The following is an 11,944-nucleotide window of genomic DNA, read 5'->3' as shown; positions in this document are numbered from 1 at the left end:
CGTACCCGGCCCTCCTCGTGGTGTCAAAGCCTTGCAAACCCGAGACCGGCGGGTTAGCGACGCGACACATGGACCCGTTCACGCGGCTCGTGCATCTGCTCGCGCTCGCGGTGTACCTGGGTGGAACGGTCGCGCTCGCGGCCATCTTCCTGCCGGCCATGGAGGCCATCGACGATCCCGCGCTGCAGCGGCGCGCCCTCGCCCGCGGGCTGCGTCCGTACAACGTGCTCTCGTTCGGCGCCCTTCTGGCCGCGCTCGCATCGGGGTGGAGCGCCATCACCGATCTCAAGGCGGCGTACGGCCCGGCGTTCGGCCAGCTCGTCTGGCTCCTCGCCGGCAAGCTCGGGCTGACCTTCCTGCTGATCATCCTGCCGGCCTCCTACCTTTCCTTCGGCCTCGCCCACCGCCTGGTGCGCGCCGAGCTGGGCGACCTTCCGGTCGAACCCGAAAAGCAGCGCGGCATGCTGCGTCGCATGCGCGGCGCCGCCTGGCTGGCGGTCGCGATCACCGTGTGGGTGGCATGGCTCGGCCTCCGGCTGACACAGACCCTGCACGCGGCGCCGCCGGCGCCCGTGAGCGGCGGGCATTCCGTCTCCTGATGTCGCAGCAGCTGGGCGTTCCGGTCGAGATCCTCGCCGTAGGCCACGAGCTCGTCCGCGGCCACAGGGTCGACACCAACTCCGCCTGGCTCGCGGCTCGCCTCCCCGGTCTCGGGGGACGCGTGACGCGGATCACGGTCGTCGACGACGATCCGCCCGCGATCGCGCGCGAGATCCGGCACGCGCGGGCCAACGGCGCCGCGCTCGTGGTCACGAGCGGCGGACTCGGGCCGACGTTCGACGATCGCACGCTGGTCGGCGTCGCCGCCGGCTTCGGACGCGGCCTGCGCGAGCATCCGACCGCGCTCGCCGCCGTCGCCCGGCGCTACGCCGAGCTGGCGGCGCAAGGTGCGGTCACGGACGGGACACTCACACCCGAGCGGCGCAAGATGGCACAGCTTCCCGAGGGTGCCGACTTCATCGAGAACACGGTCGGCACCGCGCCCGGCGTCCTCCTCGCCACCCCGGCGTTCGCCGTCCTCTGCGTCCCCGGCGTGCCGTTCGAGATGCAGGCGCTCTTCGAGGCGGCGTCCGACCGCATCGCGGCGCGCCTCGGAACGCCCGTGTTCCTCGCGGAGCGCGAGGTCGCCTCCGGGTGCGGCGACGAATCGCGCATCACCACGCTCGCCGAGCGCCTCATGGCGACGCACCCCACCGTGCACGTGAAGTCGCTGCCGACGGCGTTCGCGCCCGAGTGCGACCTGCGGGTACGTCTCACCGCCTGCGGCGGCACGGCGCTCGAGGCCGAGGAGCGCGTCGCCGCCGCGGCCACTGCGCTCACCGCGATGCTGCGGACTTTGAAGGAGTGAGCATGGATCGCTTCGTCCACGTTCCTCAGCGGACGGCCTTCGCCCCGGACAAGATGAAGAAGACGAACCTCGTCGACACGGCGAGTCTGTTCTGCGACGTCTACGGCCTCGAGCCGGGCCAGGCGCAGGCGGGACACAAGCACGCGGTCGGCGACAAGCTCTACTACGTCCTGTCGGGAACCGGCCGCATCCGGGTCGACGCCGACGAGCGCGACGTGCGGCCCGGCGACCTCGTGTGCGCTCCGGCCGGGAGCGATCACGCCGTCCACAATCCCGGCCCCGAGCGCCTCGCGCTGCTCGTCATGATGGCGCCGAAGCCCGGGTGAGTCGGATGGCGCAGGCGACCAGCGACGACGCCGCGGTCCTCGCCGCGAACGACGCCTTCTATCGCGCCTTCGAGAGCCTCGAGATCGATCGCATGCGGGCGCTCTGGCTGCCGAGCGGGCCGATCACGTGCATCCATCCAGGCTGGAACGCGCTCGTCGGCTGGCCCGACGTCATGGAGAGCTGGGAGGAGATCTTCGCGGGAACCCTCGGCATGCGCTTCACGCTCTCCGAGATCACCGTCCGCGTCGTCGGCGACGCGGCGTGGGTCCTGTGCGTGGAGGAGATCGAGACCCGCGAGGTGGACGGCCGGACCGAAGCACGCGTCCAGGCGACGAACGTCTTCGAGCGCCGCGACGGTCGATGGTGGATCGTGCACCATCAGGGTGGTCCGCTCATCGGGCCGCGCACCCGCATCGCCGGCTCGTCGCCCCTGCAGTGAAATTGCGTCCCCGTGCGGCCGATGGTAGTCGGCTGCGGTCATGCAGATGCAGGCGACGCAGCTCCGTGTGGGCAACATCATCGAGCACGAGGGCCAGCTCTGGCGCGTGATGCAGGCGACGCACCGGACGCCCGGCAACAAGCGCGGCTTCATGCAGGTGAAGCTGCGCAACCTGCGCGCCGGTACCCAGACGGAGTATCGCTTCGCCTCGGAAGATCGCGTCGAGCGCGTGAGCCTCGAGCAGCACGTGGCCGAGTACCTCTTCGAGAGCGGCGGCCGCTACACGTTCATGAACACCGACAACTACGAGCAGATCGAGCTCGACCGCGACGCGCTCGGCGACGCCGTCAACTACCTGGTCCCGAACAACCAGATCGAGATCGAGTTCCACGACGGCACGCCGATCGGCGTGAGCCTGCCGAAGACGGTCGACTTGAAGGTCGTCGAGGCCGCGCCCGGCATCAAGACCGCAACCGTGTCGAACGTCCTCAAGCCCGCGAAGACCGAGACCGGCCTCGTCGTCGGCGTACCCAACTTCATCAACGAAGGCGACGTGGTCACGGTCGACACCGAGAGCGGCGAGTACGTCGGCCGCGCCAAGGGCTGAGCGGTGCCTCAGCCGCTCGCGCGCACCTCGAGCGGCGTCTCTGCGAGCGGGCCCATCGCGTCGACGAGCTGCACCCAGTAGGTGCCGGCGGTCGGCAGCTCGAGGTCGACCAGGCGGTGGATCTCCTGCGCGACGCCCCCCGCCGCCGTCGCGATCGGCCGGGTGGTCACGACCGTGCGCCCCGACGGGTCCTCGATCGTGATCCAGGCCTCGCCGGCGCTCGGGAAGCGGCACTTCCAGAACACGGTCAGCTCGCGGTGGACGGCGGGAAACCGTGGCGCCCACAGGACGTCGACCAGGCCCGCGAGCGTGACCTTTCCGCCCGCGTCGACGCTCGCCGAGTCGCAGAGCAGCAGAGCCACCGCCGCAGGTCGCGCCATGCGCGGAACGTAACCGGTCCGATCCGCTGGCGCGAGCCATCCCGCTGCGTGCCCAGGCCGGAGGCATCCCTGCCCAGGGCCTCGGCAGCGTGGAGCGGCCGCCGTCGCCGGCCCGCGTCGGGCGCGGGCGCCCCGGGGCACGCATGTTGCTCCTCTCGGATCGAGACGCCATGTCCCCGCTCGGAGGCACCCCGCTCCCGTCCCGCGCAGCCGACGCGTACGACGAGTTCTACCGGGGCGACGCCGTCCCCCGCGACCACTACCGCCCGCTCTGGGACCACCTCCGCGACGGCGGCCACGCCGCGCTCGCAGCCCGAGCGCGCGCCACCCACGTGGCCCTCCGCTCGGAGGGCGTCACCTTCACGGCCCGGCCGGATGCCGTCGCGGGCGATCGCGTCTGGCCGTTCGATCCCATTCCCCGCATCATCCCCGGCGCGGAATGGGCGCTCGTCGAGGCTGGCGTCGCCCAGCGCATCCGGGCCTTCAACTGCTTCGTTCACGACCTCTACCACACGCAGCGCGTGCTGAAGGACGGCGTGGTGCCGGCGGAGCTGGTCTATGCCAGCCCCGACTTCCGGCGCGACATCGTCGGCGTCGAGCCGCCCCACGGCATCTACACGCACATCGGCGGGATCGACCTCGTGCGTGACGAGAAGGGTCGCTACCTCGTCGCCGAGGACAACCTGCGCATCCCGTCGGGCGTCTCCTTCATGATCGAGAACCGCATCGTGGAGCGCCGCGCCTTCCCGGAGCTCTTCGGTCGCTACCGTGTCCGGCACGTCGAGGACTATCCGGCCGTGCTCCTCCGCGCGCTGCGGAGCCTCTCGCCACGCGGACAGCGCGAGCCCCGGATCGTGGTGCTGACGCCCGGCATGCACAACGCGGCCTATCTCGAGCACGCCTTCCTGGCGCACGAGATGGACGTCGCTCTCGTCGAAGGCCGCGATCTCGTCGTCAGCAACGACGTCGTCCATTTGAAGACGACGCGCGGTCGCGAGCGCGTCGACGTCGTCTACCGGCGCGTGGACGATCTCTTCCTCGATCCGCTCTGCTTCCGCCCCGACTCGCTGGTCGGCGTCGCGGGCATCGTCAACGCCTGGCGGGCGGGCAACGTCGCCATCGTGAACGCGCCCGGAACCGGGATCGCGGACGACAAGGCCATCCATCCCTACGTGCCGGCCATCATCCGCTACTACCTCGGCGAGCCCCCGCTCCTCGACAACGTCCCCACCTATCAGATGACGAATCGCGCCGAGCGCGAATGGGTGCTCGCGAACCTCGACCAGGTGGTGGTGAAGCGCGTCAACGAGTCCGGGGGCTACGGGATGCTCGTCGGTCCCACCGCACCCCCCGAGCTGCGGGAAGCCTTCTCGCGGCGGATCGCCGAGAACCCGCGCAGCTTCGTCGCCCAGGCCGTGGTTCCACCCTCGCGGCATGTGTGCGCCTGCGACGATGCGCTCGAGACGCGCCACGTCGACCTGCGTCCGTTCGTCGTCTACGGCGACGAGCTCGACGTGGTGCCGGGGGGCCTGACCCGCGTCGCGCTCTCTCCCGGCGCGCTCGTCGTCGATGCCGCGCACGGCGGGGGCAGCAAGGACACGTGGGTGCTCGCCGCCGCGCCATGCTGAGCCGCATCGCCGACGCGCTCTACTGGATGGCGCGCTACCTCGAACGCGTGGACGACACCGCCCGCGCGATCCAGACCGATCTGCTGGATCTGCTGGACGCGGACGGGGAAGCCGCGGGGGGACGCCCGCCCCTCCTCACGCCGGAACGGACCTCACCGAGCGCGCTGCGCTCGAGCCTGCGGCTCGCGCGCGACAATGCGCGCGTCGCCCGCGACCGGATCTCCGACGACATGTGGGAGACGCTGCACGAGCTGTGGCTCCACGCCGACCCGCTGCTGGCGCACCCCGACGCCGGCGATCGCATGGAGCCGTTCTGCCGCTTCGTGCGCAACGAGGTCGCGCGTTTCCACGGCGTCGCCTCCGGCACCATGCCGCGCGGCGAAGCCTTCGGGTTCTACGAGCTCGGCACGTCGGTCGAGCGCGCCGACATGACGGCCCGCATCCTCGACATGGAGCACCACCTGGTGTCGCCGCGCGACGACGGTGGGGATTCGGCGATGGACTACTACCAGTGGACCGCGCTGCTGCGGGCGCTGTCGGGATTCGACACCTACCGGCGCAGCCACCACGCCGGCCTCGAGCCCGGCGCGGTCATCGACTTCCTCGTCCTGTCGCCGGAGTTCCCTCGCTCGCTGCGGTTCAGCGTCGAGGCCACCGCGCACGCCCTCGACGCCATCGGCAGCGTGCCGTCCGCGCGCGCCACCCTCGCCGCCGCGGCCACGCTCCGCGCTGCGGTCGTGCAGCTGCCGCGCACCGATGGCGGCAACGGCGTCCTGCACGAGTTTCTGCGCGGCCTGGTCGCCCACGTGGCAGCGTTCGACCGCGCCCTGTGCGAGGAGTTCTTCCAGAGCACGTCCGGAGACGTCGCGTGCGCTACCTGATCCACCACGAGACGCGTCTCGTCTTCCCGGATGCGGTCCGCGAGCACCACTGTGAGCTACGGCTCGTACCGCGTGAGGGGGAGATGCTCCGGGTCTCGAGCACGCGCGTCACCATCGAGCCCGAGGCGCGGCTGCGCAGCTACGTCGACGGCTTCGGCAATCGCGTCTACTACTTCGCGATCCTCGGGCGACACCAGCAGCTCGTGACCAACGTCGAAACGGTGGTGGAAACGCGCCGCGCCGGCGCCGGCTCCGAGAACTGGATCGATCCACGGCGCGGCGCCGCGTGGATCGCAGACGTCCTGCGCATGCATCCGCCCCTCTGGGACTACGTGCTCCACCGCAGTCTCTACACGCCCGACCTCGCCCCGGAGGCGCGCGAGCTCCGCATCCCGCGGCATCCCGCGGGTGCGCCGCTCGGCGACTCGCTGGGCGCGGCGATGGTGCGGGCGGGCGAGCTGCTCTCGTACGACGCGGGCCTCCGCGCGATCGACACGCCCCTCGATGCGGCGCTCGGGCGCGGATCGGGCGGATCGCACGACCTCGCCCACCTGCTCGTCGCGATGGTCCGGATGTGGGGCGTGCCCGCGCGCTACACCATGGGCTACGTCGGCGGCGGGCCCGAGGCGCTGCACGCGTGGGTCGACGTCCTGGTTCCGGGTGCGGGCTGGCGTGGCTTCGATCCCGTGCGACGGCAACCCGTCGACGACACCTACGTGCCCGTCGCGGTCGGACGCGACTCGCGCGATGCCACTCCGCAGCGCGGCACGTTCACGGGCACGGGCCCCGGCACCGTCCCCGACGTCCTGCTCCGCGTCACCCGGTTGGAGGACCCGGTGCGCCCTCACCTCGCGCGATCGCCTGCAGGACCGTCTCGCAGCGAGCGAGCATCTGCTCCATCGTGAAGTGGCGCTCGATCCGCGCCCGCGCCGCGCGTCCCAAGGCGGCGCGCCGTGCCGGAGCGCCGGCGAGCGCCGCGACCGCGTCGGCCAGCGCCACGTGATCCTCGACCGGGACGATGACGCCCGACGCTCCGTCCTCGATCGCCTCGTCGGCTCCGACGGTCGCGGTCGAGACGACGGCACGGCCGGCCGCCATCGCTTCGAGCGTCGTCTGCACCATCACCTCCTGGCGCGACGGCTGCACGAAGACGTCGAGAGCCGCGAGCAACGCCGGAACGTCGTCGCGCTGGCCGAGGAAGCGAACCGCGCCGCCGAGCTTGGCTGCCTCGGCCTCGACGAGCGGCGCGTCGCGGCCGCCGCCCACTACCAGGAACCGCGCCCCCGGCACGCGCGATCGGATCGCAGGAATGGCGGCGAAGAACCGGTCGAGGCCCTTCTGCCACGCGAGCCGGCAGACGGTCCCGATCGCGATCTCGTCCTCGCCGAGACCGAGCCCCTCGCGGGTCGCGCTCCGCAGCGCGATCCCCAGGTCGAACGGCGCGAGGTCGACGCCCTTCCAGAAGACGTAGTGCTTCTGCGGCGGGCCGAAGCCGTGCTCGACGTACCAGCGTACCGAGCCGTACGCGATGTCGATGCCGGCATCCACGCGGCGCCAGGTATGGCGGTCGAGCCACCGCTTCGGGTCGAGCTCGCCCGTCAGCCCGAAGAAGAGCGCCACGCGCCCGCCGCCGCCGGTGGCACGCGCCCACGACGCCATGCGCGCCACCTTCTTCGCCTTCACGACCACCACGTCGGGGCGTTCGGCGCGGATCGCGCTGCGCAGGCGGAGGACGCGCATGATCCACGCGCCGTAGTGGTCGTCGCGCACGCGGATGCCGCGCGCGCGGGCCGCCGCGGCCCACGGCGCGCGCGGCCGGCCGAGCATCACGCAGGAGTGGCCGCGCGCCGCGAGCCCCGCGGCCGCGTCCATCATCCAGCGCTCGACGCCCCCGAACGTCCGGCTCTGGTTCGTGTTGACGAACAGCACGCGCACGCGCGCGCTTATCGTCCCTTCCAGCGCGGCGCCCGCTTCTCGGCGAACGCGCGCGGCCCCTCGACCACGTCCTCGCTCGCCCACAGTCGATCGACGGCGTGATAGCCCGCGAAGAGCGCATCGGCGAGCGGTCTGCCGAGGCCCTGGAGGGCAGCCTGCTTGGTCGCCTGCACCGAGAGCGGCGAGCACTCGGCGATCGTGCGCGCCCAGCGCTCCGCCGTCGCCAGAAGGTCCTTGCCGGGAACGACCTCGTTCACGAGGCCGATGCGATGCCCCTCGGCCGCGGTGATCGGCTTGCCGGTCAGCATCATGCCCATGGCGATCTTCAACGGAAGCTGTCGCGGCAGGCGGTGCACGCCGCTCGCGGCGGCCATGAGGCCGACGCGCGGCTCGGGCAGGCCGAGCGTCGCGTGCTCGGCGGCGATGATGATGTCGCACGAGAGGGCGATCTCGAGGCCACCGCCCAGGGCGAAGCCGTTGACGGCCGCGATGACCGGCTTCCAGAGGTCGAAGCGCGAGGTGATGCCCGCGAAGCCGCTCTTCGGCATGCGCGGCATCCCGTGCTGCGCCGTCCACTTGAGGTCGTTGCCGGCCGAGAACGCCTTCTCGCCTGCGCCCGTCAGCACGACGACCCACGAGTCGTCGTCGGCGGCGAAATCGTTCCAGCACTGGTCGAGCTCCTCGTGCGCCGGAGGATGGAGCGCATTCATCACCTCGGGTCGATGCATGGTGATGAAGGCGACGTGGTCCCGCTTCTCGTAGCGAACGAACTCGAAGCCCATCGCGCTCCCATACCGCACGGGTCGGCGCATTGACAGGGGGCGAGCTCCGCGGCTAGCTCCCACGCATGGCGCTCGAGCATCGCGTGGTCGAGACGAACGGCGTGCGTTTGCATTGCGCCGTCGACGGCGCGGGCCCGCTCGTGATCTTCCTGCACGGCTTCCCGGAGTGCTGGTACTCGTGGCGCCATCAGCTGGCGGCGCTCGCACCCCGCTTCCGCGTCGTGGCGCCGGACCTCCGCGGCTACGGCGAGAGCGACAAGCCGGCGGGCGTGAAGGCGTACGAGCTCCCGCAGCTCGTCGCCGACGTCGCCGGCCTCGTGCGCGCCTTCGGCGAGCGCGACGCGGTCATCGTCGCGCACGACTGGGGCGGCGGGATCGCGTGGGAGTTCGCGATGGTGCATCCCGAGCTGACGCGCCGGCTCGTGGTCATGAACTGCCCGCACGTCGCGATCTTCCGCCAGCACCTCCAGGGCAACCTGCGTCAGATCGCCAAGAGCTGGTACATGTTCTTCTTCCAGATCCCCTGGCTCCCCGAGACCCTCATCGGCTGGAACAACGCCTGGCTCGTCGGCAACGCCATCCGCAACTCGGCCATCCAGAAGAGCGCGATCACCGAGACGGACCTCCGCATCCTGCGCGAGGCCGCCAGCCGGCCGGGCGCGCTGCGCTCGGCCATCAACTACTACCGCGCGGCCTTCCGGAGCGACGAGGCGGCAGCCGGACTGCCGGAGCCCGTGCGGCGCTTCTTCTACGGCGATCGCACCTTCGCGCCGCCACGCCGCCGCCTCGAAGACTGGCCCGTCATCACCGCGCCCACCATGCTGATCTGGGGCGAGCAGGACGTCGCGCTCCGCAAGGAGCTCAGCTACGGCATGGACCCGTTGTTCTCGACCCCGCCGCGCCTCGAGTACATCGCCGACGCCGGCCACTGGGTGCAGCAGGAAAAGCCGGACGAGGTGAATCGGCTGCTCCTGGACTTCCTGTCCGACCTCGGGGCCGAGCGCGCCGCAGCCCCGCCCGCGCCGCTCGAGTCCGCGAGCCCCCCGCCCGCGAGCTGACTCCGCTCAGCCGAGCGGCTCCTCCGTGCACTTCACCTCGGGGCGCCTCGCGCCTTCGCGGTAGCGCGCTTCGCCCTTGCCGTGGATCCAGAGGCTGGGCCCGCCTTCGACGCCGTAGCGCGCGCCGCTCCCCGATGGCAGCGCCGCGAGCACGACGTGGATGCTCTTGCGGCTGACGTACGCGAGCGGGGGATCGGTCTTGAGGAAGATCACGCTCACGAGGCCATCGGTCTGGTCGCAGCGATAGGCGAATGGACCCAGGCTGATGCCCTTGGCGTCGGCGCTCCGCGTGGCCCGCTGCGAGAGACGCAGCCAGTCGATCCGCTCGATGTAGCGGTCGCGGGCACACGTCTCGGGCTCCGGAGCGGTCGTGCACTTCGCGCGATCGCCGAGCCATTGGCGCTGCTCGTCCTTCAGCACGTCCGCGCCCGCGGCCGGCGCCTTCGACGCCAGCGCATAGAGCCGCGCCGTCTCCGCGTCCAGCAGCGACAGGGTCGGGTTGCGGCAGACGACCTCTTCGATCGCGCCCGCCGTGACGTGCGAGCAGTCGAAGCTCGGACCGGCGGCTCGCGCCACGTCGGCGCCGAGCGCCAGGGCGCACATCGCGATCCATGCGAGTCTCGTCAACGCCGGGCTCCCTCGCGCACGCGGTATAGCGTGCGCGCTTCGGGCCCGCCACGGCGTCCGCCGCGGCTCGCCTCCCACCGCGCCATGGTGTATGACCGAAGCCGTCGACGCGTTTCGATGGTGCCGCGGCACGGGGTGCCCGGGTGGGAGGGGGCGACATGAAGTGGGTGTTCACCGCAGCGCTGGCCGCGTCGTTGCTTCGCGCGTTCGCGAGCCCGGCCGGGGCGGCATGCGTGAGCTCGAAGTGCCCGGACACGGCGTCCATCGACGCCGCGCGTGACCTCGTCCAGGCCGCCTGCGGCTGCACGAGCGACGTCTCCCACGCCACGTACGCGCGCTGCGTGAAGAGCACCCTCCAGCTCGCGAACCTCGTCGCGCTCGTCCCCGACAAGCGGTGCCGCAAGCTGATCCTCACGTGCGAGAAAGCGTCGATCTGCGGGACGGCGGGCGCGGTCGTCTGCTGCAGCCTCAAGAAGAACGGGAAGGTGAAGGCCTCGGTCGTGAGCTCCGCGGCCAAGTGCAAGAAGGGCGCGCCCTGCGACGGGTCCGGCGGCTTCTTCAGCAAGTTCGACGCGTGCAATCCCGACGGCACCTGCGCCGGACCGACCACCACCACGACGAGCACGACCCCGCCTCCCACGACCACGTCCACCACCACGAGCTCGTCCTCGAGCTCGAGCACGTCCACGTCGACCAGCACGACGACCCGCACCACCACGTCGTCCACCACGACCACCAGCACGTCGACGACGACCACCACGACCACGTCGACCTCGACGACCACCACCTCGACCACGACGACGACCTCGACCTCCTCGACCACGACCACGTCGACGTCCACGACCACGACCAGCACCACGTCGACCAACACGTCGTCGACCACGACCACATCGACATCGTCGACGTCGACCTCGTCGTCGACCAACACCACCACCTCGTCGCCGACGACGAGCACCGCGGCCCCGACGACCACGACGGCGGCGCCGACAACCAGCACGGTCGCACCGACCACCACCACCACCGCGGCCCCGACGACGTCCACCACGTCGTCCACGACCTCCTCGACGACCAGCGCACCCACGACCAGCTCGTCGACGACCACGACGCCATCCACGTCGAGCACCTCGTCGAGCTCGGCCCCCACGACGACCAGCTCGTCCACGACGAGCTCGTCGTCGACGTCGTCGTCGAGCACGACCGAGCCGCCGACCACCACCAGCTCGTCGTCGTCCACCACCTCCTCCACCTCGAGCTCCTCGTCGAGCACGACCACGTCGTCGTCGTCGACGACCGAGGCACCGACCACGTCGACGACGTCGACCAGCTCGTCCACGACCTCGTCGACGACGTCTTCGACCTCGACCACCACCGAGCCGCCGACCACCACCAGCTCGTCGTCGTCGACCACCTCGTCGACCTCGAACTCCTCGTCGTCGACCACGACCTCCACCTCGACCACCTCGACGACCACCAGCACGAGCACGACGACGAGCACCCTCCCCGTCGTGACGATCGTGGCGTCGATGCCGAACGCGTCCGAGGCGGGCCCGGTCGCCGGCACGTTCACGCTCACGCGAACCGGCAGCACCGCCGCAACCCTCACGGTGAGCTTCGCGATCGGCGGCACGGCGGCCAACGGCCTCGACTACAGCATCATCAGCTCCCTCGCCGACTTCCCGATCGGCTCGTCGACCGTCGACGTGACGATCACGCCCCTGAACGACGGACTCGTCGAGGGCAACGAAACGGTCACGCTCACACTCGCGGACGGTGCAGCCTACGACCTCGGGACGCCGAGCCAGGACACGGTCACGATCGCGGACATGCCGCCGCCGGTGATCACGGTGCAGGCGACCGACCCGAACGCCTCCG

14 protein-coding genes are annotated in these 11,944 nt (G+C 71.3%); 10 read left to right on the top strand and 4 right to left on the bottom strand.

The window, feature by feature from the left end; all coding sequences use genetic code 11:
* Positions 1–68 precede the first annotated feature (68 nt).
* From VMS22_11935 to efp, 5 genes are read left to right on the top strand one after another with little or no spacing between them, the layout of a single operon-like run.
* Positions 69–599: a hypothetical protein gene (locus VMS22_11935; protein ID HXJ34733.1), complete on the top strand. Its 531-nt coding sequence runs from the start codon at positions 69–71 to the stop codon at positions 597–599.
* Entirely contained in the window at positions 599–1,408 is an 810-nt protein-coding gene (locus tag VMS22_11930) for a competence/damage-inducible protein A (GenBank protein HXJ34732.1), read from the top strand. The genes VMS22_11935 and VMS22_11930 overlap by 1 nt, the downstream gene beginning before the upstream one ends.
* Positions 1,409–1,410: 2 nt before the next feature.
* On the top strand, positions 1,411–1,734 hold the full coding sequence (locus VMS22_11925; protein HXJ34731.1) for a cupin domain-containing protein: 324 nt from the start codon (positions 1,411–1,413) through the stop codon (positions 1,732–1,734).
* A gap of 5 nt (positions 1,735–1,739) precedes the next feature.
* Positions 1,740–2,174, top strand: coding sequence for a nuclear transport factor 2 family protein (locus tag VMS22_11920; GenBank protein ID HXJ34730.1), 435 nt, complete (start codon positions 1,740–1,742; stop codon positions 2,172–2,174).
* Positions 2,175–2,214: 40 nt separating this feature from the next.
* Positions 2,215–2,781: an elongation factor P gene (efp, locus tag VMS22_11915; GenBank protein HXJ34729.1), complete on the top strand. Its 567-nt coding sequence runs from the start codon at positions 2,215–2,217 to the stop codon at positions 2,779–2,781.
* Between the two features lie 8 nt (positions 2,782–2,789).
* On the opposite strand, the gene VMS22_11910 is transcribed toward efp, so the two are convergent.
* Positions 2,790–3,161: a hypothetical protein gene (locus VMS22_11910; protein HXJ34728.1), complete on the bottom strand. Its 372-nt coding sequence runs from the start codon at positions 3,159–3,161 to the stop codon at positions 2,790–2,792.
* A 170-nt stretch (positions 3,162–3,331) separates the two neighbouring features.
* Here VMS22_11910 and VMS22_11905 point away from each other — a divergent pair, with 170 nt between their 5' ends.
* Genes VMS22_11905 through VMS22_11895 form a run of 3 tightly spaced genes read left to right on the top strand, consistent with a single transcriptional unit; the run spans position 3,332 to position 6,575 of the window.
* On the top strand, positions 3,332–4,789 hold the full coding sequence (locus tag VMS22_11905; protein ID HXJ34727.1) for a circularly permuted type 2 ATP-grasp protein: 1,458 nt from the start codon (positions 3,332–3,334) through the stop codon (positions 4,787–4,789).
* Complete coding sequence (locus VMS22_11900; protein ID HXJ34726.1) at positions 4,783–5,670, top strand: alpha-E domain-containing protein; 888 nt, start codon at positions 4,783–4,785, stop codon at positions 5,668–5,670. The genes VMS22_11905 and VMS22_11900 overlap by 7 nt, the downstream gene beginning before the upstream one ends.
* Positions 5,658–6,575, top strand: a complete 918-nt coding sequence (locus VMS22_11895) for a transglutaminase family protein (protein ID HXJ34725.1) — start codon at positions 5,658–5,660, stop codon at positions 6,573–6,575. The genes VMS22_11900 and VMS22_11895 overlap by 13 nt, the downstream gene beginning before the upstream one ends.
* Here the strand turns inward: VMS22_11895 and VMS22_11890 are convergent.
* Both VMS22_11890 and VMS22_11885 read right to left on the bottom strand, forming a co-directional pair.
* On the bottom strand, positions 6,487–7,605 hold the full coding sequence (locus tag VMS22_11890) for a glycosyltransferase family 4 protein (protein HXJ34724.1): 1,119 nt from the start codon (positions 7,603–7,605) through the stop codon (positions 6,487–6,489). The two genes, VMS22_11895 and VMS22_11890, sit on opposite strands and share 89 nt — an antisense overlap.
* Positions 7,606–7,613: 8 nt before the next feature.
* A complete protein-coding gene (locus VMS22_11885; GenBank protein HXJ34723.1) occupies positions 7,614–8,387 on the bottom strand; it encodes an enoyl-CoA hydratase-related protein in 774 nt (257 codons plus the stop codon).
* Positions 8,388–8,452: 65 nt separating this feature from the next.
* On the opposite strand from VMS22_11885, the gene VMS22_11880 reads away from it, so the two are divergent.
* A complete protein-coding gene (locus VMS22_11880; GenBank protein ID HXJ34722.1) occupies positions 8,453–9,445 on the top strand; it encodes an alpha/beta hydrolase in 993 nt (330 codons plus the stop codon).
* Positions 9,446–9,451: 6 nt separating this feature from the next.
* On the opposite strand, the gene VMS22_11875 is transcribed toward VMS22_11880, so the two are convergent.
* Positions 9,452–10,072, bottom strand: a complete 621-nt coding sequence (locus tag VMS22_11875) for an MliC family protein (GenBank protein HXJ34721.1) — start codon at positions 10,070–10,072, stop codon at positions 9,452–9,454.
* 158 nt (positions 10,073–10,230) lie between these two features.
* Here VMS22_11875 and VMS22_11870 point away from each other — a divergent pair.
* On the top strand, positions 10,231–11,944 hold a 1,714-nt coding region (locus tag VMS22_11870), incomplete at its 3' end, for a hypothetical protein (protein HXJ34720.1).

It is taken from the genome of Candidatus Eisenbacteria bacterium (assembly GCA_035577985.1).
Lineage (GTDB): Bacteria > Desulfobacterota > Binatia > DP-6 > DP-6 > DATJZY01.
This window is presented reverse-complemented; position numbering and strand designations above follow the sequence as displayed.